Here is a 24,628-nt window from a genome sequence, read left to right as displayed (position 1 = left end):
GATTTCAAAAAAATTGCATCCACGATTCATTATGAAGGGAGGAACTGGTATGAAGTCTTTTAAGGTAGTTGAATTGAAGCTGGAACATGAAGAGAATTATATAATACTGGATATCATCGATGGCATCATAATCAATAAGGAGAAGGGAGAGGCTCCTTGGTTGATCGAGATTTCCACTTCTCCCGACTTTAAGGATATTCTCCAGGAGATGATTGGAACGGAAGTTGAAATTCTTGTTACGATTACGAGACATTCAAACGAACCGGCCAAGATTCAGAGGAACGTTCAATGAAATGAATGAGTTGGATCAGGCACTATCCCTAATATTCAATGGCAAGATAATCGTACAAGGACCAACGTATGCTGAAGATGTACTCACCCATCTGTTGAGTGAAGGGTATGAAGAAGAGACCTTGCTCCATGAGTTCAAATCCATCATGGAGTCTAAAAAAGAAATAAAAACATCCGATGATTAATCATCGGATGTTTTTTGGTCTTGTATGGCAAAGGTAATTTCACATTTACAGGCAATCTCCCCGTCAACTGTAGCGACTGCTTCCCCTTTGCCGATAGGACCCTTTATTTTTGTTATTTCAACTGTCAGTTCCAGAGTATCCCCAGGTCTGACCTGCTTTTTGAACCTACATCTATCTATGCCTGCAAAAAAGGCAAGCTTTCCTTGGAACTGTTCCTCCTGCAAGAGCGCGACTGCACCTACCTGAGCCAATGATTCAACAATCAGGACACCTGGCATTACAGCATACTCAGGAAAATGCCCTTGAAAGAATGGCTCATTACCGGAAACTTGTTTGATCCCCGTACACTTTACACCTGGTTCTACTTCAGTGACTTTATCTATCAGCAGAAAAGGTGGGCGGTGCGGAATTATCGCCTTTATCTGATCGTAACTCAGCATTGTATCATTCCTTAGTCATATTGATGATGTGTTCCCATGTTTCCAGACGAAATACTTCCATCGGATTATTCAATATCCCATATCCAATCATGAGGCCCACAAAGAACACGATAATTGCCACATATACATAAAGCAGTATTCTAACAATCAACGGAAATCTGCGATGGACCAGCTTTCTTGATTCTTCGGCCATAACACTACCTCTTTATTTAGAAGTTATCACACTTTTTGTGCGTTGCTCATCTGTGCGCTCTATATCGGCTCCAAGCTTCTGCAACTTGCCATGGAAATCTACGTAACCACGGTCCAGATGATTCAATTCAGTGACTTCAGTATACCCTTCTGCTACCAAACCTGCAAGAATCAATGCAGCTGCGGCCCTGAGGTCAGTCGCTTTTACACGGCCCCCGGTAAGTTTGCCGCCACCTTTGATGAATGCATGGTTTTCTTCTACTTCTATATCTGCATCCATCTTTCTGAACTCATTGACGTGCATGAAACGATTCTCGAATATCGTCTCCGTCATGACGCTTGTACCGTTGATGGTCGTAAGCAATGCCATCATCTGGCTTTGCATGTCTGTTGGAAAACCAGGGTGGGGCATCGTCTTGACCCGGATGGGCTTAAGGTTCTCGGCCGGGATGACTTTGACACCATCCTCCGTACCCTCTATCCGTACACCTATTTCTTCAAGCTTGGAAATCAGTGCACTCAAATGTTCGGGCACAACGTTTTTCAGCGTGATTTCACTGCGTGTTATTGCCCCTGCAATCATAAAAGTACCTGCTTCAATTCTGTCAGGAATGACGGTGTGGTCTATTCCTTTTAGGGATTCGACACCTTCAATTTTAATGTGGGCAGTACCTACACCTTTTACATTACCGCCCATTTCATTGATATAATTGGCCAAATCTTCAATTTCAGGTTCTTGAGCTGCATTTTCAAGCTCAGTAGTCCCCTCAGCCAGGCTTGCAGCCATTATAAGGTTCTGGGTTGCGCCAACGCTAGGAAAATCCAGGTGAATCTTGGCACCTTTCAGACGGCCATCGACATGTCCTTCAAAACTACCATCTACAGTTCGGAAAGTAGTCCCCATCTTTTCGAGACCTTTGATGTGTTGTTCCACTGGCCTTGAACCGATAGCACATCCTCCTGGCATAGCTACATTACAATACCCGTAACGTGCAAGCAGGGGGCCCATAACAAGCATGCTCGCACGCATCTTGCTTACGAGGTCGAAAGGTGCATCACACGAAAGCTCTGCGCTGGCATCCACCGAAACAATCCCCTGTTCAATTTCCACTTCAGCCCCCAAGTGGCGAAGCAAGGCGGCTAAAGTCCCGACATCAGATAAGTCCGGAACATTATGTAGCCTCGATACGCCCTCTTCTGCTAATAAAGAAGCAGTCAAGACCGGCAGTACAGCATTTTTGGAACCTTCAATTTCAACAGAACCTGAAAGCTTGTTCCCACCTTTTACTATTATAGAATCCATTTTATTCACTCCATATTTTACTTACCATTTAATACTTCGTATACTATTCACTATTTTAGAGATGTATAAACACGTTTGCAAATTAAATGTCAAAACAATAGTGCTGCTTCTTGGACCAGTCTGAAGAAATCCATTATAAAGTTGCTTAAGCCACTTCCTAGAAGAACTGCCAATAATATGACGAACAATCTGATTCGACCTGTTTCCGCTTTTTTGAACCATCCATCTGTGTTCAGAGCGCCAAGTACCCAAAAGGCAAAGATTACGCACAACAAGTGCAATACGATATGCATGAATGCTAGCTGGGAAAACAACATTATAATCACCCTTAAAAAAGCCCGGGCCAGAGCCCGGCAGAATCCTTACTTATGTTTTGATACATCCAATCGATTGATTGCGCGATTCAACGCAAGTTCAGCACGATATCTATCGACTTTTTCATCCTGTGACTGCTGAAGGAGTGCTTCGGCACGATCTCTTGCAGCGATCGCACGGTCTGTATCGATGTCTTGAGCAAACTCACCCGCCTGCACAAGAACCGTCACTTTTTCAGAACGGATTTCTACAAAGCCTTCCGTTACAGCCATATATTCATACTGGCCGCCTATCTTCGCACGCAGACTGCCAATCTTGAGTGCAGCAACCGTCGGGACGTGGCCGGCCATGACACCGAGCTCACCCTGTTTAGTCTGGAGTATAATGATGTCACAGTCTTCCTCACTGAAAACCGAGCCGTTTGGTGTAACTACATCCAGTGCAATTGTACTCATTTGCTAACCCTCCCGATTTTAGACTTCTACACCCATCTCGCGTGCTTTATCCAGCACATCGGAAATGCCGCCGACAAGACGGAATGCATCTTCCGGGATATGGTCGTATTTTCCTTCAAGTATTTCCTTGAAGTCGTTGACTGTCTGTTCTACAGGCACGTATGAACCTTTTTGGCCTGTGAACTGTTCTGCTACGTGGAAGTTCTGGATAGGAAGAACTGGATCCGACGTGCACGGGAAACAGTAAGCTTATCTTCCTCGGAAAGTTCATCCATACCTAGAATCGCAATGATATCCTGAAGTTCGCGGTATTTTTGGATGGTCGCCTGAACATCCCTTGCTACTTCATAGTGCGCTTCGCCCACTACTGCTGGAGTCAACGCACGGGAAGTAGATGCCAGCGGATCGACCGCCGGGTAGATACCCATCTCAGAAAGCTTACGCTCAAGGTTCGTAGTCGCATCCAAGTGCGCAAATGTTTGAGCTGGTGCTGGGTCAGTATAGTCATCCGCAGGTACGAAGACTGCTTGGATGGACGTCACCGATCCTACATTGGTAGATGTGATGCGCTCCTGCAATTGTCCCATTTCAGTTGCCAATGTCGGCTGATAACCAACCGCTGAAGGCATACGTCCGAGCAAAGCAGACACTTCGGAGCCCGCTTGAGTAAAGCGGAAGATGTTGTCGATGAAGAGCAGTACATCCTGACCTTCCTCATCACGGAAGTATTCTGCCATAGTAAGACCCGACAAGGCTACACGCATACGCGCGCCTGGCGGTTCGTTCATCTGGCCGAACACCATCGCAGTTTTCGCGATAACACCGGAGTCGCTCATTTCATAGTAAAGGTCATTACCTTCACGAGTCCGCTCTCCGACACCTGCGAACACAGAGATACCTCCATGCTCCTGGGCGATGTTGTTGATCAGTTCCTGGATCAGAACAGTTTTACCAACTCCCGCGCCTCCAAACAGTCCAATCTTACCACCTTTAGTATAAGGAGCCAGTAAATCTACTACTTTGATTCCTGTTTCCAAAATTTCTACATTAGTGGAGAGATTTTCGAACTTTGGAGCCTGACGGTGTATCGGGTCTCTTCTTTCAGAAGCCGGTACAGCTTCCCAAGATCGATATGTTCGCCGAGCACGTTAAACACTCTGCCCAGCGTCAGCTGACCGACCGGTACTGAGATGGGGCTGCCTGTATCTTTAACTTCAGTTCCACGCTGCAGTCCATCTGTGGAACTCATCGCAATCGTCCGGACGACATTGTCTCCGAGATGGAGGGCAACTTCCAGGGCGATCGTTTCTTCTTCATTTCCTTTTTCATGAGTGATGTACAATGCGTTATTCAATTCCGGCAACTCGCCTTCATTGAAACGCACATCAACCACAGGTCCCATGACTTGAACCACTTGACCTAAAGTCATTCGATTTCCTCCTAGTCTTTCTTTATTCAAGTGCTGATGCACCGCCGACTATTTCTGTGATTTCTTGAGTGATCGCAGCCTGTCTGGCACGGTTATACTGCAGTGACAGATCATCAACCAGTTCCTTCGCATTATCCGTTGCAGCCTTCATCGCCGTCATACGCGCCGCATGCTCACTCGCTTTTGCATCGAGGAGTGCGCCGTAAACCAGACTTTCTGCATATTGTGGCAGGATTGTCTCGAGTATGGACTCCTTATCCGGTTCAAATTCGTATGTTGAGAGGTTGGACGCCTGTGTTTCATTGGCCATAACCGCACTCTCGGACAAAGGCAGCAGTTGTCTTGTGTTGACTTTCTGCTCAAGCACATTAATGAATTTATTGTAGATGATGTAGAGTTCATCAACGTCTTCATTCGCAAATTGTGCAACCGATTGTTGTGCAATTTCTTTGACACTGCTGAAGTCAGGCTGATCCTCAAGTCCAATGCGGTGATTTGTAATGCTGTAGCCCTGATTCTCAAGGAATTCGTAGCCCATTCTTCCAATTACGAAGAGATCATAGGATTCCGGGTTGTCATTATGACGCTCACTGATCAGCCTAGTGATTTCTTTCATGATGTTCGCATTATATGGACCCGCAAGACCGCTGTCTGACGTAATGATGACATAGCCGGTACGCTTGACCGGACGCTCCCTGAGCATAGGGTGGGAACTTGTATTGTCGCCTGAAGCAATGGCCTGGACAGCTTCTTGTATCTTATCCATATAAGGTTGGAACTTCTTCGTGTTCTCCTCGGCCCGCCTCAATTTAGAGTTGGACACCATGTGCATGGCGCTAGTGATCTGGCTCATTTTTTTGGTTGATCCTATACGACCTTTTATTTCTCTTAGTGAAGCCATGAATTCACCACCTTATTCTATATTCACAATTCTTAATTGGAAGAGTTGAACAGCTTTTTGAAGCTGTTGATTGCTGATTTATATGCTTCATCATCCGGAAGCTGTTTTGTTTCTTTTATGCCTTTCAGCAATTCCGGTTCGTTTGAATCGAGCCAGTTGAGGAACTCGTCTTCAAACCTTGTAATATCTTCAACAGGAATCTCATCCAGATGACCGTTCACAAGTGCATAGAGTATGGCGACTTGGCGCTCTACAGGCAGTGGGTTGTTTTCACCCTGCTTGAGTACTTCAACAGTACGTTTACCACGTTCGAGCTTTGCAGCAGTCGCTTCGTCAAGATCCGAACCGAATTGGGCAAATGCTTCCAGTTCACGGAATGCAGCGAGGTCGAGCCTCAATGTCCCCGCAACTTTCTTCATTGCTTTAATCTGTGCAGAACCACCAACACGGGATACTGATAGACCGGCGTTGATAGCTGGTCTTACACCTGAGAAGAATAGGTCTGACTGCAGGAAGATCTGTCCGTCTGTAATGGATATAACGTTCGTAGGGACGAACGCACTGATATCCCCTGCTTGCGTCTCGATGAACGGCAATGCCGTAATCGATCCACCACCCAATTCATCGTTGAGTTTCGCCGCACGTTCGAGCAGACGACTGTGCAGATAGAATACGTCACCTGGGTAGGCTTCACGGCCTGGTGGACGTTTCAGAAGCAATGACAGTTCACGATAAGCCGCCGCCTGTTTAGTCAGGTCATCATATACGATGAGGACGTGCTTGCCGTTAAACATGAATTCCTCCGCCATGGATACACCAGCATATGGCGCAATGTAAAGAAGCGGAGCTGGCATGGAAGCACCAGCCGTTACTACAATCGTATAGTCGAGTGCACCGTTTTGACGGAGCGTTTCGACAGTAGATCTTACTGTAGATTCCTTTTGGCCGATTGCTACATAGACACAAATCATATCCTGATCCTTCTGGTTCAGGATTGTATCGATTGCCACAGTAGTTTTACCTGTTTGACGGTCACCGATGATCAGCTCACGCTGGCCGCGGCCGATTGGGACAAGTGCATCAATCGCTTTAATTCCCGTCTGTAGAGGTTCATCAACTGATTTACGCGCCATCACGCCTGTCGCAGGACTTTCGATCGGCCTAGTCTTAGTCGCGCCGATTGGTCCTTTGCCATCGATAGCCTGGCCGAGTGGGTTGACCACCCGTCCGATGAGTTCCTCACCTACAGGGACTTCCATGATGCGGCCTGTGCGCTTCACTTCGTCGCCTTCTTTGATATCGTCATATGGTCCGAGGATTACGATACCAATATTGTTTTCTTCTAGGTTCTGGGCAAGCCCCAGAACACCACTTGGAAATTCAAGCAGTTCTCCAGCCATTGCATCGTTAAGACCATGAGCAAGTGCGATACCGTCACCAACTTGGATGACTGTACCAACATCTGTTACTTTCATATCTGCTTCATAGTTTTCGATCTGACTTTTCAGGAGAGCGCTTATTTCATCAGCTTTAATTGCCATCAATTGTCACTCCTTAATTAGCTATTAGTACTTTCTCTTAATTTGCTTCTCAAATCCGACAGTTTAGTATTCAATGAGCCATCATATACTTTTGTTCCGATGAACACCCGTATTCCGCCGATCAGTTCTTCATTCACTTCATTTTCGATAAGCAGTTTAGAAAGACCTGTTCTTTTGACAAAGACTTTTCCAATGCTTTCTATCTCTTCTGAAGAGAGTGGGTAGACGGACTCGATCACAACATTCTCCTGATTATGATGACGGTTATATCTATCGATGAAGGAATTGTAGACAGATGCCACTTCAGTTAATTTATTGCGATCCGAGAGAATGAGCAATGCGTTGCGCAAAGGTTCGACAACATCATTGAATGCTTCTTTAAGGACTTCCCTTTTCTTATTCCTCGGGATGCGCGGGTTTTCCGCGAACTTCATGAATAAAGGAGTGCTCTTGAAAGCTTTCATCACTTCATCAAAATCCCTGCGGGCTGCTTCAAGCTGTCCCGATTCTTCGACTGCACTGAACAGCGCCTCAGAGTATTTCTGTGCTGAGCTGGACATTATTTACCCCCTGCTTCCTGAAGGTATCTTTCAACCAGATCTTTTTGATCATCTTGATTGATTTCTTTAGCAATCATCTTCTCTGCAATCAGGACGGAAATTTCGCCGACCTGATCATTGATGTCGCGGATTGCTTTTTCTTTTTCTCTCTCAATATCCGCCTTAGCTGTCTCCATCATCTGATTCGCACGCGTATTCGCATCGTGGATAATTGCTTCCTGCTCTTTTTTGGCCTGGTTTTTAGCATTATCCATCATTGCTGAAATCTCAGTCTGTGTCTCTCTGAGCACAGCTTCATTTTCTTCTTTGAGTTTGACAGCATCCATTCTGCGCTGTTCAGCCTCATCTATCTCCGAATGGATCAGCTGCTCCCGTTCATCCATCACTTTCTTCAACGGCTTCCAACAAAGTATGAAAGTGCGCCAAGAAGTACGAGGAAAGTTACAAGCTGTACCAAACTGCTCCCAATTGCTGATGGGATCGTCTCCGTAGCCCCTAAAATAAGAAATTCCACTTATGTACACTCCTTTCGCGAGAGTTTCAATCTATTTTACAATCTACATAATAAGACGGCGAAATCTTAAAAGAAGACTTCGCCAGATGTAACGGTTCTTAGAACATGAACATGAGCATGAATGAGATAACAATTGCGATGATCGGAACGGCCTCAACAACACCGATACCGATGAACATGATTGTCATGAGTGGGCCACGGGCTTCCGGCTGGCGGGAGACCCCTTCAACTGTTTTAGAAACGATAAGGCCGATACCGATACTTGCGCCAAGTGCTGCAAGACCAGCAGCGATACCTACTGCGAGTAGATTCATCATAAGAAATAGTTCCTCCTAAAATATTTTGAAAGTAAAATTTAATTTTTATATTAATGATCCTCGTTCACCTTATGGGAAAGATAGACCATTGATAACATAACGAATATAAATGCCTGGATTGCACCAATGTAGATTGAGAATCCTTGCCAGATCATCATTGGAATGAATCCGCCGATGAATCCTATAGCGCCTGAAGTCATTACCATGACTAGGAGTGCAAGCAATATTTCACCTGCATAGATGTTACCGTAAAGACGCAAGCCAAGTGTCAGATTGTATGTGAATTCTTCGATGAATTTAAACGGTGCCATGAACCACACCGGTTCTACGTAAGATTTGATGTATGCTTTCGTGCCACGCATCTTTATACCGTAGTAATGCGTCATGACTATCATCACACTAGCCAAAGTCAAAGTTACTGCTGGATCCGCAGTCGGTGACTTCCACCACAGTGTCTGATCGGCATCCGGCGCAACAAAGGCAAAAGGCAACCCAACCATATTTGATACAAATATGTATAAAATCAATGTCAGGGCAAGGAAGTGGAATCTTCCTCCTTGTTTCCAGGCCATGTTGCCCGAGATGATACCTTTAACGAAGTTCATCAGTACTTCCATAAGTACCTGACTCTTTCCAGTCGGTCTCACTGCCAGATTTCTCGTCATAAAGAAAGCGATTAGAAATACAATGAGCGATGAAATTACTATCATCAATACTGTAGACAGGTTGAATATAATTGGAAGACCCAAAACATCTATAGTCCATATTGGATTTCCGTGCTCCATTTTTTCACCTCTTTCACTCCGTCAATTCTTTAACAGTACGAAACAGGATCATGACATAGCTGAGCATGAGCCCCGACCCTATACCGAAAATGCTGAATATATCCGGGAAACGCACCAGAATAAGCATGTAACAATTACAATGGCAAGTCTTGCCGCCGTCCCAGTCCTGATTTTTCCATCTACTGCCCCATAAGCCCTATCAAGGTTGTAATACCAATTGAACAACATCAATATGGACGCAAGGGTGCCTAGGGCGAACCCTGCTGCAAAAGTTGATGATGTAAACAGGTAGATGAGTAAGCTAATGACAAGGGGAAAAGCAGAAACCTTAAAAAGTGGTGGGAAAATCGTCTCAGAAATGGCAATTTAACACTGTCTCCTAGTGTATTATACGGCTTTCGTTGTAAACCGTTACATTACTCTTGTAATGATATAGGAGTGCTTTTTTTATGTCAATATTATGGACATATTAATTTAATTTCAGTTTGATTCTGACATATTATAGACATAATTGGTCATGCTTTGAAACTCTCTGGTTTTTCATTGAGGATGCCGTAGTAGTACTTGATGTTTTCGCAGATTCTTAAAGAAGCCCGACCGTCCCCATACGGATTGTTGGCCTGAGCCATCTTTTTGTACACTTCCTCATCCGTAAGAAGCTCATTGACCAGTCTGTAGACGTCTTCCTTTTCCGTACCAGCCAGCTTTAGAGTCCCTGCTTCTATGCCTTCGGGACGCTCTGTGGTATCACGCAACACCAACACTGGTTTTTGTAGTGATGGCGCCTCTTCCTGAACGCCTCCAGAATCCGTCAGTATGATATGACTGTTTGCTGCAAAGTTATGGAAATCGACCACGTCCAGCGGTTCAATCAGTTCAATACGATCATGGCCTGAGAGGTACTTATCTGCTATGGTCCTCACCTTAGGATTTTTATGCATTGGATATACCACTGTAACATCTTCAAACGTCTCTACGATGTCCCTGACTGCACTGAAGATATTCTCCATCGGTGTACCGATGTTTTCTCTCCTATGCGCAGTGAGCAGGATGACCTTTTTGTCTTTGTGCTTGCTGATGATGTCGCTCTGGTATGAGGCGTCAACAGTCGTCCTCAGCGCATCTATAGCGGTGTTGCCAGTGACTGAAATCGTTTCTGGCTTTTTATTTTCCTCAAGCAGATTGTTTTTTGACGTTTCTGTTGGTGAAAAATGAAGGTCTGCAAGGACACCTGTCATCTGTCGGTTCATTTCTTCCGGGAAAGGCGAATATTTATTGTGGGTCCTGAGGCCCGCTTCAACGTGCCCAATATCCACCTTACTGTAGAACGCAGCCAGACTTCCTGCGAATGTCGTCGTCGTATCCCCATGAATGAGCATCATATCTGGTTCTGCTTCTTTAATGATTGATTCAAGCCCTGTAATGACACGGCCTGTCACCTCAGAGAGTGTCTGCCCCTGTTTCATGATATTCAAATCATAGTCAGGTGTAATGCCGAAGATCGACAGCACTTGGTCAAGCATTTCTCTGTGCTGTGCTGTAACGACGACTATCGGTTCCAGTTCAGGATCATCTTTAAGCGCCAATACAAGAGGGGCCATTTTGATTGCTTCCGGCCGCGTGCCGAAAACCGTCATAATTTTCTTCATGCTCTTTCTCCTCATGATCTGTTTTCTTTATTTTGTACCGAACAGCCGGTCCCCGGCATCTCCAAGTCCCGGTACGATGTAGCTTGCATCGTTGAGCTTTTCATCAAGCGCTGCAATGTAGATGTCCACATCCGGGTGTGCTTCTTTCAAAACATCCACACCTTCAGGAGCGGCCACCAGGCAGATGAACCGAATTTTGGTCGCGCCGCGCTTTTTAACTGCTGTAATCGCTTCAACTGCAGAAGCCCCTGTTGCGAGCATCGGATCGATTACGAAGATGTCCCGTTCTTCAATATCACCAGGGAATTTCGCATAATATTCTATCGCTTCCAACGTCTCCGGATCTCGATATAGGCCGACATGGCCCACTCTCGCAGATGGGATCAACTTCAATATCCCCTGCTGCATTCCAAGACCCGCGCGGAGAATTGGTACAATACCGAGTTTTTTTCCACTCAACCGCTTCTCTGTAGTCCGTGTGACTGGCGTTTCCACTTCAACGTCTTGAAGAGAAAGATCCCGGGTCACTTCATATGCCATCAGCATACCGACCTCATCCACCAGTTCTCTGAACTCTTTAGTGGATGTGTTTTTATCTCTGATGTACCCCATCTTATGCTGGATTAATGGATGCTCCATTACTTGTACTTTAGACATATTTTTCCTCCTTTTTTTCTCAATTGTGCCGGAACAATGTTTTGCTCCGGCAGTTTGGATTTACTTATGCAGTGGGAAACCATCAGTAAGTCCGGTCACTCTTTCCCTGAGCTCCTCGAACTGCTGGCCTTCTTTGACCGCTGTCAACGCTTCTACGATGATATCCGCCACTTTTTCCATCTCCGCTTCCTTGAACCCACGTGTCGTCATCGCTGGTGTACCCAAACGGATGCCGCTTGTAACGAACGGGGACTCCTCATCGAACGGAATGGTGTTCTTATTGCATGTAATGCCGATCTCGTCAAGCGCTTCTTCTGCTTGCTTACCAGTAAGACCAAAGCTTTTGACATCGACAAGTACAAGGTGATTATCCGTTTTGCCGCCAACGATGCGCAATCCGCCATCAGCCAGTCTGGCAGCCAATGCTTTTGCGTTCTTCAGCACCTGATCTTGATATTCCTTGAAACCAGGGTTCAACGCCTCACCAAAAGCTACTGCTTTAGCAGCGATGATGTGCATGAGTGGCCCTCCCTGGATGCCTGGGAAAATCAATTTATCAACTTTTTTGGCATGTTCGCTTGTAGTGAGTATGAGGCCACCACGCGGTCCTCTCAACGTCTTATGGGTCGTCGAAGTGACAAAATCAGCATATGGCACCGGGTTTTGATGGAGTCCAGCTGCGACAAGCCCGGCGATATGTGCCATATCGACCATCAGATAAGCACCTACTTCGTCAGCTATCTCACGGAATTTCTTGAAGTCGATTTCTTGTGCATAGGCACTCGCTCCAGCCACGATCATTTTAGGCTCATGCTCTCTGGCTTTTTCCAGCACTTCATCGTAATCCAAAACTTCTCCATCTTTTACCACACCGTACTCCTCAAAGTTGAAGAGCTTACCACTGAAGTTCACAGGGCTGCCGTGCGTAAGATGACCCCCATGATTCAAGTTCATGCCAAGCACAGTATCCCCTGGTTTTAGAACAGACATATAGACAGCCATGTTCGCTTGTGAACCTGAATGGGGCTGTACGTTTGCATGCTCAGCACCAAACAGTTCCTTCGCACGTTCACGAGCCAGATCTTCTACGATATCCACATATTCACACCCGCCATAATATCGTTTGTGGGGGTAGCCTTCTGCATATTTATTGGTGAGTATTGAACCTTGTGCTTCCATTACCGCTTCTGACACAAAATTCTCAGAGGCAATCAGTTCAATATTATTCTTTTGACGGTTATGCTCATCTTCCATTGCTTCAAAAAGTTTAAGATCTTGAGACTCGATAAGTGACATGTTCTCTCTCCTTAATAATTAGGTTAATAGTGCGCGCGTGGACCTCCAATAAGCTTAGGTCTTGAGTAGGCGATTGTGATGTTAGCCTGTCCTATCGTCTTTTGTTCCACCCTGAGCGGAACGGCTACAGGCTTGATATGCATTCCAATCAGGGTCTGGCCGATATCAATGCCCCGATCTGCTGCCACATGTTCAGTAACCGCCGGGGAGTCGAAGTGATGGTAGGCATATTCACTCAGACTGCCTCCTGCCGAGCGGTGAGGCACGACACTGACAGCCGGGTAACGTCTGTTTTCGGCGACGTGCCTTTCCATGGTAATTGCACGGTTGATGTGTTCGCAGCCCTGGAACATAAGATTGACATTGTGTTGTCCAGCCTTTTCGCTGAACACATCAAATATCAATGCAGCCACTTCCTCTGAGCTATTTTCTCCGATGCGGTGACCCATCACCTCTGATGTTGAACAACCAATCAACACATCTTCCCCTGCTCTGAAAAAGTCCACAGCTTCAAGTTGTGAAACCAATGCGTCCAGGTCATTCTTCAATCTTGCAAACTCTTCGTTCATGTCTACCTCCTTCATATTCTGTCGCCAGCCAGACATCTACGATATCATCTGCAAGGCCGGGACCGATGACACGTTCTCCCATCGCCAGAATATTGGAATTGTTATGGGCTCGGGTGGCACGGGCGGAAAATGTGTCGTGGACCAGAGCACAGCGAATGCCTTTGACTTTGTTTGCACTTATGCTCATGCCGATACCAGTCCCGCAGATCAGGATGCCACGGTCGTATTCACCAGCGGCCACTTTCTCTGCAACAGGTCGTGCAAAGTCCGGATAGTCCACAGAAGCGTCGGAATCGGGACCGAAATCCGTAAAATCAACGTTATTTTCACGAAGTTTCGCAACAATTGACTGTTTCAGATTGAAACCGCCATGGTCTGAAGCAATAATCACTTTCATATACGGTTCACCTCGTTTACATTATATAATAAAAGCTTACAGAGAAAAGGCTTCATAAGCAAATCACAAGTCAAATTCATCAATGAATTTTTTAAGTTGTACAAAAGTGTCCTCATAATCATCCATCGTACCGCCGTAAGGGTCCATGACGTCTTCTATCCCTTCCCCAGCATATTCGCTAATCATCCGCACATCTGCTTCTGGAAATTGTTTAGCCACTACATCTTTATGGCTGGCTGTCATGACAAGCAACAATGAATCGGCGGTATCTGCCGCCGTCAATTGACTGGGGTCAGATGGGCGCTCCAAGTTTTCACGGTCGATGATTGCTGCTGAGCGATCATTGATGGCTGTAGCACCACCCATCAGTCCCCTCGATTCAAAAACAATATCCTTGTCCTTGAATCTGGCCTTTGCATAACTTTCTGCCATCGGACTCCTGCAAGTGTTGCCGGTACAGACAAAAATTATCCTCATGACGATTCTCCCTTGATTATTTCATTGCCAGTCGCTTTATAAATGCGGTTCATCAATGCTTCTGTCTCGGGATTTTTCGGGAAGCCTTGAATATATATGATGTCCACATCGGATTTATCCATCTTCCTTAATGCTGCGTACAGGTTGCGTGCGGCTTCCCGATAGGCCTGTTCCGTAGAACATAGACTGATGAACTCCGCGCCTTCGGGCACATATTCCCTCGTTGTTTCTGGCGCAATGACACCCATTTTTTGTCCTTCTTCAATCTGTAGATGTGTATTGTTGCGAAGCCCACCTTCGATGACCACAAGCGGCTGGTGAGGCGCATAGTGCTTATACTTCATACCTGGTGCAATCGGCTGGTTGCCGGCCGATTCATGCCGGCCCACCACTTCCTCCAACACGCCTTCCAAATCATTCTGGGTGATGCTTCCGGGCCGTGCGATGCGATAAGGGAACCTGGTGCAATCGAGCACCGTACTTTCCAATCCGTAGGTGGCCGGTTCACTTGCGACTACCCCGTAAACTTTGCCGTTCAAGTCGTCGATAACATGACTGTAATCTGTAGGAGAAGGTTTTCCGCTTAAGTTCGCACTTGGGGCAGCCAAAGGAAAACCGACTTCACGAAGTAATGCACGACCGACCGGATGGCTTGGCATCCTGACTGCCACCGAGTCCAGTTCTGCCACCGCATTACTTGCAAGCATATTCCCCTTCAACGGCAGAATGAACGAAATCGGCCCTGGCCAAAAATGTTCCATCAATGTTTCCACTTTGATATCAAGCGGCTCAGTGAATTCGGATAATTGTGCCACATCATATATATGTACTATAAGAGGATTGTCACCGGGGCGGTTTTTAGCCGCAAATATTTTCTGTATCGCCTCAGGATTTCGTGCATCACCCGCCAGACCATAGACCGTTTCTGTGGGAATTCCGATCACTTCCCATACTCGAATGCGGTCTTTATTTCATCCATCTTTTCAGAAGTTTCAACTGTATCCAGTTGACCCGTTTCAATTTCCCATATTTTTGTGTCCATACTACCCCTCCCACCTGAAGTGAAGTATTCTGTCGTTTCCGTTTATGTCTTTTATAATTTCAGGCTGCGCATCCGGCCAACATTCCGTTACATAGCGACTCAAAGCTTCAGCCTGCTGCCAGCCGATTTCGAAATAGACGCGCCCGCCCCGTTTCAAAACACTGGCCAGCTGTCGGATCATTTTTTTATACAGCCCGAGTCCGTCGTCCTCAGCATAGAGTGCCAATTCCGGTTCGTGTAGAATTACTGAGTCGTCCATATATCTTTGCTCTGATCGACTGATGTACGGGGGTTTGAGACGATGGCATCCACTTTGATATCGCATTCGATGAGTGGAGCAAAGAGGTCCCTGACAACATCTGCGGACTAACCCCGTGTCTTTCGGCATTCTCTGCAGCCACGTGCAGGGCTTCGCCCGATAGATCAGTTAAAATCACTTCATTCTTTTTCCAAGCCTTGCCCAGAGTGATTCCGATTGCGCCTGTGCCTGAACCGATATCCACTATCGTGCGCCCATCATCCTTCTCTTTGTCGAGCACCAGGGCCACAAGCTCTTCGGTTTCATTGCGCGGTATCAGCGTATGGGCATTCACTTTGAACGCCTCGCCGTAGAACCATGCCGTCCCCGAGACATATTGGTGCGGTTCCCCTTGCTCCACCCTCTCCAACGCTCGCTGATATAGTTCCCGCGCTGCATCCGGCACTTCGAGATGGCCGTCCACAAGTCGACTCGTCGTGTCCATCGAAAGCAGATCCTCTAGCAGAAGAACGGCTATGCGTGGTTCTTTACCATGCGCGATAAGAGAAGCTTCTGCTTCCCTCACCATATCCCGATAACTATAGGGAGGCATTGTTCAATTCTTCCAGTTTGCTCGTCTGTTCTTCGATTGTGAGCGCTTCGATGATTTCATCCAGCTTACCTTCTATAATCTGATCAAGCTTCTGGATCGTCAGTCCTATTCTGTGGTCTGTGACCCTGTTTTGTGGATAGTTGTATGTGCGTATCCTTTCAGAACGGTCTCCGGTACCGACTGCACTCTTCCGTTTTTCTGCATACTCTGCTTCCGCTTCGCGTTGCATCATGTCGTATACACGTGCCTTGAGAACTTTCATGGCTCGTTCACGGTTTTTGATCTGTGATTTTTCGTCTTGGGAAGTCACTACCGTTCCTGTAGGAAGGTGGGTGATCCGCACTGCTGAGTCAGTTGTATTGACGTGCTGCCCCCTGCACCACTTGAACGATAAGTATCTATTTTCAAGTCTTCATTGCGGATATCTATTTCGACATCTTCCACTTCCGGTAATACAGCAACAGTTGCAGTAGAAGTGTGGATTCTGCCACCAGATTCAGTCTCAGGCACCCGCTGGACGCGATGCGCGCCATTTTCGAACTTGAGTTTTGAGAATGCTGCATCCCCCTGGATCATGAAACTGATCTCCTTGTATCCACCGTGATCACTGGCATTCGCCTCAACGACCTCTATCTTCCAGTTGTTTTCTTCTGCATAGCGTGAATACATCCTGAACAGGTTGCCTGCAAAAATCTGCGCTTCGTCTCCTCCTGCTGCACCCCTTATCTCGATGATGACGTTCTTGTCGTCATTTGGATCTTTTGGAATAAGGAGCAACTTCAATCTGTCTTCGAGTTCAGGAATCTTCTTTTCGGAATCCGAAATCTCCTCCTTAAGCATTTCAAGCATTTCCTTGTCATCCGTCTCCTGCATCATCATCCGTGACTCTTCAATGGTCTCCTTATGTTGCTTATACTCCCTGAATGCTTCGACGGTTTTCTGCAGATCGCTCTGCTCCTTCGAATACTCTCTCAGTTTATCTGAATCACTGACCACTTCCGGGTCGCTCAACAGCTCATTCAGCATCTCATAGCGATTTTCAATTATTTCAAGTTGATCAAACATATATTTTTCACCTTTTCGTCTCTTTAATCTCGTTAATTATATCATATTCGGAAATAAAAAAACTGTATCGGAATATAACCCGATACAGTTTGTATACTCTTATTCGTTTGCGCTTTTGAAACCGAATTTTTTGTTGAACTTTTCAATACGGCCATCCGCAGATGCGAATTTTTGACGTCCAGTATAGAATGGATGACATTCAGCACAAACCTCTACTGTAATGTCCTCGCTGTTAACTGATCCTGTTTCAAAATCGTTGCCACATGAGCACTTTACAGTCACTCTGTGGTATTCCGGGTGAATTCCTTGTTTCATTACCTTTTCAGCTCCTTTGCCCTGAACCATCTGGAACAGAGTTATTAGTGGGTTGCCCACTTCGATACTTTTGCATTATACACGTTGGAATAGAAAGAATCAACCGTTCTGTTCAATTCAGATGACTGGGCGGCCGGTCGAATGGGAAGACAGCATCCGCTGGCGCAGCACATCGAAAAATTCCTCGTTTGTCTTGGTCTGTTTCAATATCTTCAAGAACCTTTCGGTGAAGTCCGGGGAGTCCGTGAACAAGTTCCGGAGCTGCCATAATACTTCGAGCTGCCCCTTATCGAGAAGCAGTTCTTCTTTACGGGTGCTCGAGCGCCGGATATCGATTGCCGGATAGATCCTCCGTTCGCTCATGTTGCGGTCCAGATGCAGTTCCATATTGCCGGTTCCTTTGAACTCTTCATAGATTACATCATCCATGCGGCTGCCTGTATCCACCAGTGCTGTAGCCAGGATGGTCAGGCTGCCTCCGGCTTCTATATTTCTTGCCGCACCGAAGAAATGCTTCGGTCGATGCAGGCTCGCCGGATCAAGTCCACCGGATAACGTGCGGCCACTTGGTGGGATCACAAGGTTATACGCCCTCGCAAGCCGTGTGATGGAATCCATCAACACCACTACATCCTCGCCCATCTCCACGAGCCGTTTCGAACGTTCAAGAAGCAGTTCAGCAACTTTGACATGGTGTTCAGGCGGTTCGTCGAAGGTCGAATGCACAACTTCCGCATCTTCAACAGACCGCTCGAGATCCGTCACTTCCTCAGGCCGTTCGCCGATGAGGAGGATGAATAATTTTGATTCAGGATGGTTTTTGGTGATCGCATTGGCGATCTCTTTAAGAAGGGAAGTCTTACCTGCCTTAGGTGGGGCGACGATCATCCCCGCTGACCGAAACCGATCGGAGTGACAAGATCCATGATCCGCGTCGATAGATCCTCAGGCCGGTTTTCCAGATGCATGCGCTCATCGGGATAGAGCGGTGTAAGTGCCTGGAAGTGCGGGCGTTTTTTTATCTGCTCTGCATTATGGTCATTGACGAAGTCGACCTGCAGCAATCCATAGTATTTCTCGTTCTCTTTCGGCCGGCGCACTTTACCTGTGACTTTATCGCCTTTTTTGAGTTCGAAGCGGCGGATTTGGGAAGCAGAAATGTATATGTCCTTCTCCCCCTTGGAGAGGTTGACCGTCCTCAGGAAACCGTAGCCATCCGGTTGGATGTCATCGAGTACCCCTTCCATATAATAGTTGCCGTCTTTCTCCATCTGGGCTTCCATGATGGCAAGGACCAGTTCTTTCTTGTTCAGCCGGCTGTAGTTGGAGAGCCCAAGCTCTTTGGCGCGCACTGTCAGTTCTTTTGTATTGTTTTTTTTGTATAGGGCATCAAAGGACTCATACTTAAGTCCATTTTCATCTCTTTCAGCCATATATTCACGTCACTTTCATTTTTAAGTAGATGGTTTGGGTGTTTTTGATTGAGGGCGTGCTACAGGGGCTTTCCAGGGAGAATTACCTTTACATATTCTACACTAGAGGGTGCCAAAGATAAAGGTTCGATGCGGCTCGCCCTCCTTTTCCGATTCCGATTAAAGGCCCGGACAACTGTCCGGGCCTTTAATCAGTTTTCTTTTATCTCTTCGCGCCAGATGTCAGCGCCTAAATCCTTCAGTTTCTTGACGATATCCGTGTAGCCACGATCTATATGGTTCACATTATGGATCGTTGTCACACCCTCAGCGATCAGGCCTGAGATGAGAAGACTCGCTCCAGCACGAAGATCACTTGCGTAGACGTCAGCCCCGTTTAACCTTGATGGGAAAATCAGTGCCGAGCCGCTTTTCTGTTCTATTTTTGCATCCATACGACTCAGTTCATCGACATGTCTGAAACGGGCCGGATAAATCGTTTCTGTAATCTTGCTGACCCCGTCCGCCATAAAGAGTATCGGGGTTAGAGGCTGTTGCAGATCAGTCGCAAATCCTGGGTACACTTGAGTCTTAACTGAAATCGGCCGGTAATGTTCAGGTTTGCTGATGGTCGCCCAATCATCTCCCAGTTCAATCTGCACCCCCAGCTCCTCGAGCTTCGCCGTAAGTGACTCCATATGGGTCGGGATGATGTTTTTTACCGTGAAGTTCTCTCCTGTCGCTGCCGCTGTAATCATATAGGTACCCGCTTCTATGCGGTCTGGGATGATGTTGTGGGTGGTGCCATGGAGTGATTCCACCCCATGGATCTTGATGGTGTCCGTTCCAGCACCTCGGATATCAGCACCCATATTATTGAGCAGCGAAGCTACATCGACGACTTCCGGTTCTTTAGCCACATTCTCAAGCACCGTCTTACCTTCTGCACTACTCGCAGCAATCATAAGGTTGATTGTCGCCCCCACCGAAACCATATCGAAGAATATTCTCGCACCTTTCAGCTTTTCTGCGACAAGGTACATGGCACCATGTTCATTCTTCACTTTGGCACCAAGTTTTTCAAATCCTTTAATGTGCTGGTCGATCGGTCTGGACCGAGCGGACATCCTCCCGGGAGTCCTATCACACATTTCTTGAACCGCGCAAGCATCGCCCCCATCATATAATAGGATGCTCTTAGGGATTGTACTTTTGTATTTGGCAACGGCATATTTTCTGCTTTTTCAGCATTGATGCGCAATGTTGTCCCGTCGAGTTCCGTGGTGATGTTCAGATCATTAAGGAGGCTCATCAATGTCTTTACATCGGAGATTTCCGGCAAACCTTCCAGGACCACTTCGCCGTCTGACGCCATTAATGACGCAGGTATCAGGGCGACCGCACTATTTTTCGCCCCGCTGATCTCTACTTCGCCGGAGAGTTTCCTGCCCCTCTGACTTTTATCACTTCTTTAACCATAGTCGTTCTCCTTAATTTAGAATGCCTACTGGCCCTTTTGGCTGTTCCAGTCTTTCAGGAACTGGTCGATGCCTTTGTCAGTCAGTGGATGACTTGTGAGTTTCTTCAATACTTTATAAGGAATTGTCGCAATATCTGCACCTGCTGCCGCTGCACCGTGGACATGGCCTTCATTTCTGATGGAGGCAGCGATTATTTCCGTCCCTATTCCATGGATTGTGAAGATGTGTCGGATGTCCGCGATGAGATCCATGCCGTCGAGACCGATATCATCCAGCCTGCCGATGAATGGAGACACATAAGTTGCGCCAGCATGGGCGGCCGTAAGTGCCTGGACAGTATTGAATACAAGCGTCACATTTGTTTTTATCCCTTCAGATGACAGGACATTCACCGCTTTCATTCCTTCGTCAGTCATCGGAATTTTGACGATGATATGCTCGTGAAGCTTCGCGAGTTCACGTCCTTCTTCAATCATGCCTGCTGCATCAAGCGCAATCACTTCGCCGCTTACCGGCCCTTGAACCAATTCGCATATTTCCACAAGACGGTCATGGAAGGATATGTCCTTCTCCTTGGCCACAAGCGATGGATTGGTCGTAACACCGCGCAATACGCCCATTCGTGTATCTCTTTGATTTCATCCATATTTGCTGTATCGATAAAGTATTTCATAAACTTAAGGGACCTCCATTTAGGTTATTCATTCATTATAAAACAGTCATGCCCAGTCGGCAATGGCTGCCAGATCTTCTCAAACTGTATACGTATCTGCTTCAATAATCAAATAAAAGCCATCCTTGGTGGATGGCTTTTCATGGCCTGTTACGCTTGGCCTGAGGTGCCGAATTCCCGGATTTTACCGCGTACAGTCTCTTTGACTGCTTCCCTTGCAGGCCCGAGGTATTTACGTGGATCGTATACTTCAGAATCATTGGCCAGTACTTCCCTGACCTTCTGTGCTGACGCAATCTGGTTGTCGGTATTGACATTGATTTTAGCGGTTCCAAGAGAGATTGATCTTTGGATGTCTTTAGTCGGAATGCCCGTACCACCGTGCAGCACCAATGGGATATCGGACTGGTTGCCGATTTCTTCCATTTCCGCAAATCCAAGGTTCGGTTCCCCCTTATATGGACCATGTACCGAACCGAGTGCAGGTGCGAGACAATCGATGCCTGTCCTCTCAACCAGTTCGCGGCACTCTGCAGGATCGGCATAGATCACACCGTCCGCTATAACATCATCTTCCTGGCCACCAACGACACCGAGCTCAGCTTCGACGGAGACGCCTCTTTCATGGGCATACTCGACGACCTTCCTTGTTGTGGCGACATTATCTTCAAATGGGCCATGCGAAGCATCTATCATGACTGATGTAAATCCAGCACCAATCGCCTCGACACATTTTTCATAGCTCGAGCCATGATCCAAGTGGATGGCCACAGGGATTGTGATATCAAGGTCGTGCATAAGCCCTTCAATCATTTTGACGACAGTTGTCATGCCGCTCATATATCTCGCCGCACCTTCTGAAACGCCCAGGATGACCGGGGCATTCTCTTCTTGTGAAGCTGTTAGGATCGCTTGGGCGAACTCCAGGTTATTGACGTTATACTGGCCGACTGCGTATCCTTCTTTTCTTGCTTGATTAAGCATTTCCGTCATTGATACTAAAGGCATCTAATTTTCCTCCTGTAGATTGTTTGCTTTATTGCATAACTGTGATTATAGCAAATACATTTTATTTCGGGTAATGATTTGGTAACATTGAAATACTGACTAACGCGAATGGAGTGATCTTATGGATAAGATTCTACAGACTCAACTGACGAATATATATAATCATATAAACGCCCAGGAAGAAGAAATTGAAATGGCGGCACGTCTGATTGCCCAGGCTGTCGGCAGCGAAGGGGAAGTCCGTCTGGCCACTTTCCACGATTTCACCGGCATCCAATCATACCTTCTGGAAGGGGCACTCTCCCTGCCGAAGGCCAAACCATTTGAAACGGTCGAGTCCTTGGATGCCCGGACCGGACCCTGATTATAGCAGACCAGTTTGATGAACCCGTCAAACAATTGGTCAGTGCGCTTGAAGAAGCGGACAAGGAATTCGTACTCATCTCGAATTATAATAAGCATGAAGCAGAAATGCTGGACTCACTCCACCATTATATCGACTTATGCTCTCCGCGTCCCCTGGTTCCGACACCTGATTTCGACAAAATTGTTAACCCTTATATTTCTGCATTCCTATACCTGTATGATCACCTGTTCATCCTTGTGGACGAAATGACGAATGAAGCTTACTGAACCCCTGATCTGAAAGCATCCTCAGGCCGTTCAGGATGACCAAGATGGTGCTCCCTTCATGACCGATGACACCTAGAGGTAGGTTGATTGCCTGAAAGAAATTCGAAATGATCAGAATGGTAATCACAGCGACTGAAAATAACAGATTCTGTGCGATTATGCGATTCAATCGAGCTGATGCCGCCATCATCTCGGGTATGCGCTTCAACTGCTCGTTCATCAAAACGATGTCTGCCGTCTCTAACGCAATTCCCGTACCTTTGCCCATGGCGACTCCGATATCGGCTTGCTTGAGGCCTGGCGCATCGTTGACGCCGTCCCCCACCATCATCACTATCCCCTTTTCTTTATAGGCATTTATATGCTTCACCTTGTCTTCCGGGCTCTGGTCCCTATCGCTTTAGTTATACCTATTGAATGCGCGATTGATTCTGCCGCCTTCTGGTTGTCACCAGAGATCATAATCGTCTCCTTGCCAAGCTTATTAAGTGTCCCAATTATATCTGAAGCCTCCTCCCGCTCTACATCCTTAAGAGCGATGAGCGCTTTTTTTACGCCATCTTCGATGTATACCGTAACAGTATGTCCACCATCTAAAAGCTTTGATTTATAAGGCTCCATGAAATCATCGTCCTGTGCTTTGAACACTTGGACATGTTTCCCTTCAATCATACCTTCTACACCTTTTCCGACCACATCACGGACATCTGTTGCCATCACACCTTCTTGCTTCATGCCTTCAAAGTGATTCTTGATCTTTACTGCGAGCGGGTGGTTGCTGGAGCGTTCCAATTCATAGATAAACGCAGCTATACGGGAGCGTTCTGCTGCTACTTCGGTCCCCACCTCGAAATGTGTAATGGCGGGTTCTCCCTTAGTCAGTGTGCCTGTTTTATCAAACAGGACGAAATCCACTTCATTCAACTGCTCCATGTATCTCCCACCCTTGACCAACACACCTTTTTTGGCACTGGTCGATATAGCTGAAAGGGTAGCTGGCGTAATGGAAGCCACCACTGCACATGGCGAGGCGACGACCAGAAGCACCATTGCACGGTAGAAGGTCTCATTCCATCCCCATCCAAAAATGTAATGTGGCATAAATAGCATGAAACCTGTTGTGATCAACACTATCCAAACGTACCTGTTTTCGAACCGTTCTATGAATTGTGCGCGCTTCGAAGGTACACTTTCGCTTTCCTTCACCAGTTCTATCATCCGATTGAAGATGGTTTCCTCATTGTCCACCGTCATCCTGACAGATACTACGCCCCCTTCATTGATGGAACCTGTCAACACAGTGTCATCAACACTTTTATCAACCAGTATGGACTCGCCCGTCAGAGATGCCTCATCGACTTCTGTCGAGCCCTCTATAACAATACCGTCTATCGGAAAGACGTCTCCCCGCATGACGACTACTACATCTCCTATTTCCAGCGAATCCACTTCCACTGTTTCATATCCTCCGTCTGCCGACAGTTTTTTGGCAGTGTTCGGCTTCATTTTGATCAATGACCCAACAGCATCACGGGTCTTGGTCTCAGCATAAGCCTCAAGTGTCCCACTGACACTGAAGATGAATATGAGGATCGCTCCTTCAAACCAATACCCTATAATGGATGCGCCGGTCGCTGCAATAATCATGAGCAGTTCAACATTCAGCTTCCGCTCCCTCACTGTGTGCTGCACGCCTTCTTTAGCCTGGAACCATCCCCCATGACAAATGACAGGATAAAGATCAATGGATACCATGACACTTCCGTGAAACGTTCCAGGTAGAATCCTGCAGCAATCAATAGACCTGAAATGACTGTGAAGTACAACTGGAGCTTGTTCATTCGACCACTCCTTAAGTATTATCCTTGTACTTCA

General features: G+C 46.7%; 29 protein-coding genes and 6 pseudogenes. 4 read left to right on the top strand and 31 right to left on the bottom strand.

Annotation, left to right across the window (positions count from 1 at the left end):
- Window positions 1-49 precede the first annotated feature (49 nt).
- Window positions 50-292: a YwpF family protein gene (locus tag ACYF68_RS03805; protein ID WP_461045439.1), complete on the top strand. Its 243-nt coding sequence runs from the start codon at window positions 50-52 to the stop codon at window positions 290-292.
- 1 nt (window position 293) lies between these two features.
- Window positions 294-476 carry a YwpF family protein gene (locus ACYF68_RS03800; protein ID WP_461045438.1) on the top strand — a complete coding sequence of 61 codons (183 nt, stop codon included), beginning with the start codon at window positions 294-296 and terminating at the stop codon, window positions 474-476.
- Here ACYF68_RS03800 and fabZ read toward each other — a convergent pair.
- The 28 genes and pseudogenes from fabZ to ACYF68_RS03660 all read right to left on the bottom strand — a co-directional run bounded on the left by fabZ (window position 473) and on the right by ACYF68_RS03660 (window position 22,120).
- Window positions 473-916 (bottom strand): 3-hydroxyacyl-ACP dehydratase FabZ, encoded by a 444-nt coding sequence (gene fabZ, locus ACYF68_RS03795; RefSeq protein WP_461045437.1) that lies wholly within the window; start codon window positions 914-916, stop codon window positions 473-475. The two genes, ACYF68_RS03800 and fabZ, sit on opposite strands and share 4 nt — an antisense overlap.
- Window positions 917-920: 4 nt before the next feature.
- A complete protein-coding gene (locus ACYF68_RS03790; RefSeq protein WP_344700784.1) occupies window positions 921-1,109 on the bottom strand; it encodes a DNA-directed RNA polymerase subunit beta in 189 nt (62 codons plus the stop codon).
- 12 nt (window positions 1,110-1,121) lie between these two features.
- Window positions 1,122-2,411, bottom strand: coding sequence for a UDP-N-acetylglucosamine 1-carboxyvinyltransferase (murA, locus tag ACYF68_RS03785; RefSeq protein WP_461045436.1), 1,290 nt, complete (start codon window positions 2,409-2,411; stop codon window positions 1,122-1,124).
- A gap of 89 nt (window positions 2,412-2,500) precedes the next feature.
- Window positions 2,501-2,728 (bottom strand): DUF1146 family protein, encoded by a 228-nt coding sequence (locus ACYF68_RS03780; RefSeq protein ID WP_461045435.1) that lies wholly within the window; start codon window positions 2,726-2,728, stop codon window positions 2,501-2,503.
- A 45-nt stretch (window positions 2,729-2,773) separates the two neighbouring features.
- The gene (locus ACYF68_RS03775) at window positions 2,774-3,181 is read right to left on the bottom strand and encodes a F0F1 ATP synthase subunit epsilon (protein WP_380570418.1); all 408 of its coding nucleotides are present in this window, start codon (window positions 3,179-3,181) and stop codon (window positions 2,774-2,776) included.
- Between the two features lie 18 nt (window positions 3,182-3,199).
- Window positions 3,200-4,610: pseudogene (gene atpD / locus ACYF68_RS03770) on the bottom strand (F0F1 ATP synthase subunit beta).
- 22 nt (window positions 4,611-4,632) lie between these two features.
- The gene (gene atpG / locus ACYF68_RS03765; RefSeq protein WP_380570416.1) at window positions 4,633-5,511 is read right to left on the bottom strand and encodes an ATP synthase F1 subunit gamma; all 879 of its coding nucleotides are present in this window, start codon (window positions 5,509-5,511) and stop codon (window positions 4,633-4,635) included.
- A gap of 32 nt (window positions 5,512-5,543) precedes the next feature.
- Complete coding sequence (gene atpA / locus ACYF68_RS03760; RefSeq protein ID WP_461045434.1) at window positions 5,544-7,052, bottom strand: F0F1 ATP synthase subunit alpha; 1,509 nt, start codon at window positions 7,050-7,052, stop codon at window positions 5,544-5,546.
- A 17-nt stretch (window positions 7,053-7,069) separates the two neighbouring features.
- The gene (atpH, locus tag ACYF68_RS03755) at window positions 7,070-7,612 is read right to left on the bottom strand and encodes an ATP synthase F1 subunit delta (protein ID WP_461045433.1); all 543 of its coding nucleotides are present in this window, start codon (window positions 7,610-7,612) and stop codon (window positions 7,070-7,072) included.
- A pseudogene (locus ACYF68_RS03750) lies at window positions 7,612-8,126 on the bottom strand (F0F1 ATP synthase subunit B). Before ACYF68_RS03750 ends, atpH begins: the two are co-directional and overlap by 1 nt.
- Before the next feature lie 98 nt (window positions 8,127-8,224).
- On the bottom strand, window positions 8,225-8,440 hold the full coding sequence (atpE, locus tag ACYF68_RS03745) for a F0F1 ATP synthase subunit C (RefSeq protein WP_031545243.1): 216 nt from the start codon (window positions 8,438-8,440) through the stop codon (window positions 8,225-8,227).
- A 53-nt stretch (window positions 8,441-8,493) separates the two neighbouring features.
- Window positions 8,494-9,228 carry a F0F1 ATP synthase subunit A gene (atpB, locus tag ACYF68_RS03740; RefSeq protein ID WP_344700793.1) on the bottom strand — a complete coding sequence of 245 codons (735 nt, stop codon included), beginning with the start codon at window positions 9,226-9,228 and terminating at the stop codon, window positions 8,494-8,496.
- Between the two features lie 78 nt (window positions 9,229-9,306).
- Window positions 9,307-9,516, bottom strand: a complete 210-nt coding sequence (locus tag ACYF68_RS03735; RefSeq protein ID WP_461047471.1) for a hypothetical protein — start codon at window positions 9,514-9,516, stop codon at window positions 9,307-9,309.
- 227 nt (window positions 9,517-9,743) lie between these two features.
- Complete coding sequence (gene wecB, locus ACYF68_RS03730) at window positions 9,744-10,877, bottom strand: non-hydrolyzing UDP-N-acetylglucosamine 2-epimerase (protein ID WP_461045432.1); 1,134 nt, start codon at window positions 10,875-10,877, stop codon at window positions 9,744-9,746.
- 27 nt (window positions 10,878-10,904) lie between these two features.
- Complete coding sequence (gene upp / locus ACYF68_RS03725) at window positions 10,905-11,534, bottom strand: uracil phosphoribosyltransferase (RefSeq protein ID WP_380570411.1); 630 nt, start codon at window positions 11,532-11,534, stop codon at window positions 10,905-10,907.
- Window positions 11,535-11,594: 60 nt separating this feature from the next.
- The gene (glyA, locus tag ACYF68_RS03720) at window positions 11,595-12,830 is read right to left on the bottom strand and encodes a serine hydroxymethyltransferase (RefSeq protein WP_461045431.1); all 1,236 of its coding nucleotides are present in this window, start codon (window positions 12,828-12,830) and stop codon (window positions 11,595-11,597) included.
- Between the two features lie 23 nt (window positions 12,831-12,853).
- Entirely contained in the window at window positions 12,854-13,399 is a 546-nt protein-coding gene (locus ACYF68_RS03715; RefSeq protein ID WP_461045430.1) for a TIGR01440 family protein, read from the bottom strand.
- Window positions 13,368-13,796 carry a ribose 5-phosphate isomerase B gene (rpiB, locus tag ACYF68_RS03710; RefSeq protein ID WP_461045429.1) on the bottom strand — a complete coding sequence of 143 codons (429 nt, stop codon included), beginning with the start codon at window positions 13,794-13,796 and terminating at the stop codon, window positions 13,368-13,370. Before rpiB ends, ACYF68_RS03715 begins: the two co-directional genes overlap by 32 nt.
- A 63-nt stretch (window positions 13,797-13,859) precedes the next feature.
- Entirely contained in the window at window positions 13,860-14,273 is a 414-nt protein-coding gene (locus ACYF68_RS03705; RefSeq protein WP_461045428.1) for an arsenate reductase/protein-tyrosine-phosphatase family protein, read from the bottom strand.
- Window positions 14,270-15,217 (bottom strand): L-threonylcarbamoyladenylate synthase, encoded by a 948-nt coding sequence (locus tag ACYF68_RS03700; RefSeq protein ID WP_461045427.1) that lies wholly within the window; start codon window positions 15,215-15,217, stop codon window positions 14,270-14,272. Before ACYF68_RS03700 ends, ACYF68_RS03705 begins: the two co-directional genes overlap by 4 nt.
- 99 nt (window positions 15,218-15,316) lie before the next feature.
- Window positions 15,317-15,574, bottom strand: a complete 258-nt coding sequence (locus ACYF68_RS03695) for a hypothetical protein (RefSeq protein ID WP_461045426.1) — start codon at window positions 15,572-15,574, stop codon at window positions 15,317-15,319.
- Window positions 15,525-16,166, bottom strand: coding sequence for a N5-glutamine methyltransferase family protein (locus ACYF68_RS03690; RefSeq protein WP_461045425.1), 642 nt, complete (start codon window positions 16,164-16,166; stop codon window positions 15,525-15,527). The genes ACYF68_RS03695 and ACYF68_RS03690 overlap by 50 nt, the downstream gene beginning before the upstream one ends.
- A pseudogene (prfA, locus tag ACYF68_RS03685) lies at window positions 16,153-17,231 on the bottom strand (peptide chain release factor 1). The gene ACYF68_RS03690 and the pseudogene prfA overlap by 14 nt, the downstream one beginning before the upstream one ends.
- Before the next feature lie 99 nt (window positions 17,232-17,330).
- Window positions 17,331-17,546 carry a 50S ribosomal protein L31 gene (gene rpmE, locus ACYF68_RS03680; protein ID WP_344700804.1) on the bottom strand — a complete coding sequence of 72 codons (216 nt, stop codon included), beginning with the start codon at window positions 17,544-17,546 and terminating at the stop codon, window positions 17,331-17,333.
- A 117-nt stretch (window positions 17,547-17,663) separates the two neighbouring features.
- Window positions 17,664-18,979 (bottom strand): annotated as a pseudogene (rho, locus tag ACYF68_RS03675) (transcription termination factor Rho).
- Window positions 18,980-19,170: 191 nt separating this feature from the next.
- Window positions 19,171-20,351: pseudogene (locus ACYF68_RS03670) on the bottom strand (UDP-N-acetylglucosamine 1-carboxyvinyltransferase).
- 111 nt (window positions 20,352-20,462) lie between these two features.
- A pseudogene (gene fsa / locus ACYF68_RS03665) lies at window positions 20,463-21,112 on the bottom strand (fructose-6-phosphate aldolase).
- A gap of 150 nt (window positions 21,113-21,262) precedes the next feature.
- The gene (locus ACYF68_RS03660; protein WP_461045424.1) at window positions 21,263-22,120 is read right to left on the bottom strand and encodes a class II fructose-bisphosphate aldolase; all 858 of its coding nucleotides are present in this window, start codon (window positions 22,118-22,120) and stop codon (window positions 21,263-21,265) included.
- 121 nt (window positions 22,121-22,241) lie between these two features.
- Between ACYF68_RS03660 and ACYF68_RS03655 the strand changes: the two genes are divergently transcribed.
- Together ACYF68_RS03655 and ACYF68_RS03650 are read left to right on the top strand one after the other, a co-directional pair.
- Entirely contained in the window at window positions 22,242-22,484 is a 243-nt protein-coding gene (locus ACYF68_RS03655) for a DUF2529 family protein (protein WP_461045423.1), read from the top strand.
- 35 nt (window positions 22,485-22,519) lie between these two features.
- Entirely contained in the window at window positions 22,520-22,753 is a 234-nt protein-coding gene (locus tag ACYF68_RS03650; RefSeq protein ID WP_461045422.1) for a DUF2529 family protein, read from the top strand.
- Here ACYF68_RS03650 and ACYF68_RS03645 read toward each other — a convergent pair.
- The 3 genes from ACYF68_RS03645 to ACYF68_RS03635 are packed head-to-tail and all read right to left on the bottom strand — an operon-like array spanning window position 22,716 to window position 24,594.
- Window positions 22,716-23,123, bottom strand: coding sequence for an HAD-IC family P-type ATPase (locus ACYF68_RS03645; protein WP_461045421.1), 408 nt, complete (start codon window positions 23,121-23,123; stop codon window positions 22,716-22,718). The genes ACYF68_RS03650 and ACYF68_RS03645 overlap by 38 nt on opposite strands.
- The gene (locus tag ACYF68_RS03640; protein ID WP_461045420.1) at window positions 23,120-24,445 is read right to left on the bottom strand and encodes a heavy metal translocating P-type ATPase; all 1,326 of its coding nucleotides are present in this window, start codon (window positions 24,443-24,445) and stop codon (window positions 23,120-23,122) included. The genes ACYF68_RS03645 and ACYF68_RS03640 overlap by 4 nt, the downstream gene beginning before the upstream one ends.
- Window positions 24,430-24,594 carry a hypothetical protein gene (locus tag ACYF68_RS03635; protein WP_461045419.1) on the bottom strand — a complete coding sequence of 55 codons (165 nt, stop codon included), beginning with the start codon at window positions 24,592-24,594 and terminating at the stop codon, window positions 24,430-24,432. The genes ACYF68_RS03640 and ACYF68_RS03635 overlap by 16 nt, the downstream gene beginning before the upstream one ends.
- Window positions 24,595-24,628 lie beyond the last annotated feature (34 nt).

The sequence above is a fragment of the Salinicoccus sp. CNSTN-B1 genome, from assembly GCF_054792835.1.
This window is presented reverse-complemented; position numbering and strand designations above follow the sequence as displayed.

Bases quoted from the DNA above. Each gene is read 5' to 3' on its own strand.
- ACYF68_RS03805 (WP_461045439.1), top strand. From the start codon at position 50: ATGAAGTCTTTTAAGGTAGTTGAATTGAAGCTGGAACATGAAGAGAAT.
- ACYF68_RS03800 (WP_461045438.1), top strand. From the start codon at position 294: ATGAATGAGTTGGATCAGGCACTATCCCTAATATTCAATGGCAAGATA.
- fabZ (WP_461045437.1), bottom strand. From the start codon at position 916: ATGCTGAGTTACGATCAGATAAAGGCGATAATTCCGCACCGCCCACCT.
- ACYF68_RS03790 (WP_344700784.1), bottom strand. From the start codon at position 1,109: ATGGCCGAAGAATCAAGAAAGCTGGTCCATCGCAGATTTCCGTTGATT.
- murA (WP_461045436.1), bottom strand. From the start codon at position 2,411: ATGGATTCTATAATAGTAAAAGGTGGGAACAAGCTTTCAGGTTCTGTT.
- ACYF68_RS03780 (WP_461045435.1), bottom strand. From the start codon at position 2,728: ATGTTGTTTTCCCAGCTAGCATTCATGCATATCGTATTGCACTTGTTG.
- ACYF68_RS03775 (WP_380570418.1), bottom strand. From the start codon at position 3,181: ATGAGTACAATTGCACTGGATGTAGTTACACCAAACGGCTCGGTTTTC.
- atpG (WP_380570416.1), bottom strand. From the start codon at position 5,511: ATGGCTTCACTAAGAGAAATAAAAGGTCGTATAGGATCAACCAAAAAA.
- atpA (WP_461045434.1), bottom strand. From the start codon at position 7,052: ATGGCAATTAAAGCTGATGAAATAAGCGCTCTCCTGAAAAGTCAGATC.
- atpH (WP_461045433.1), bottom strand. From the start codon at position 7,612: ATGTCCAGCTCAGCACAGAAATACTCTGAGGCGCTGTTCAGTGCAGTC.
- atpE (WP_031545243.1), bottom strand. From the start codon at position 8,440: ATGAATCTACTCGCAGTAGGTATCGCTGCTGGTCTTGCAGCACTTGGC.
- atpB (WP_344700793.1), bottom strand. From the start codon at position 9,228: ATGGAGCACGGAAATCCAATATGGACTATAGATGTTTTGGGTCTTCCA.
- wecB (WP_461045432.1), bottom strand. From the start codon at position 10,877: ATGAAGAAAATTATGACGGTTTTCGGCACGCGGCCGGAAGCAATCAAA.
- upp (WP_380570411.1), bottom strand. From the start codon at position 11,534: ATGTCTAAAGTACAAGTAATGGAGCATCCATTAATCCAGCATAAGATG.
- glyA (WP_461045431.1), bottom strand. From the start codon at position 12,830: ATGTCACTTATCGAGTCTCAAGATCTTAAACTTTTTGAAGCAATGGAA.
- ACYF68_RS03715 (WP_461045430.1), bottom strand. From the start codon at position 13,399: ATGAACGAAGAGTTTGCAAGATTGAAGAATGACCTGGACGCATTGGTT.
- rpiB (WP_461045429.1), bottom strand. From the start codon at position 13,796: ATGAAAGTGATTATTGCTTCAGACCATGGCGGTTTCAATCTGAAACAG.
- ACYF68_RS03705 (WP_461045428.1), bottom strand. From the start codon at position 14,273: ATGAGGATAATTTTTGTCTGTACCGGCAACACTTGCAGGAGTCCGATG.
- ACYF68_RS03695 (WP_461045426.1), bottom strand. From the start codon at position 15,574: ATGGACGACTCAGTAATTCTACACGAACCGGAATTGGCACTCTATGCT.
- ACYF68_RS03690 (WP_461045425.1), bottom strand. From the start codon at position 16,166: ATGCCTCCCTATAGTTATCGGGATATGGTGAGGGAAGCAGAAGCTTCT.
- rpmE (WP_344700804.1), bottom strand. From the start codon at position 17,546: ATGAAACAAGGAATTCACCCGGAATACCACAGAGTGACTGTAAAGTGC.
- ACYF68_RS03660 (WP_461045424.1), bottom strand. From the start codon at position 22,120: ATGCCTTTAGTATCAATGACGGAAATGCTTAATCAAGCAAGAAAAGAA.
- ACYF68_RS03655 (WP_461045423.1), top strand. From the start codon at position 22,242: ATGGATAAGATTCTACAGACTCAACTGACGAATATATATAATCATATA.
- ACYF68_RS03635 (WP_461045419.1), bottom strand. From the start codon at position 24,594: ATGAACAAGCTCCAGTTGTACTTCACAGTCATTTCAGGTCTATTGATT.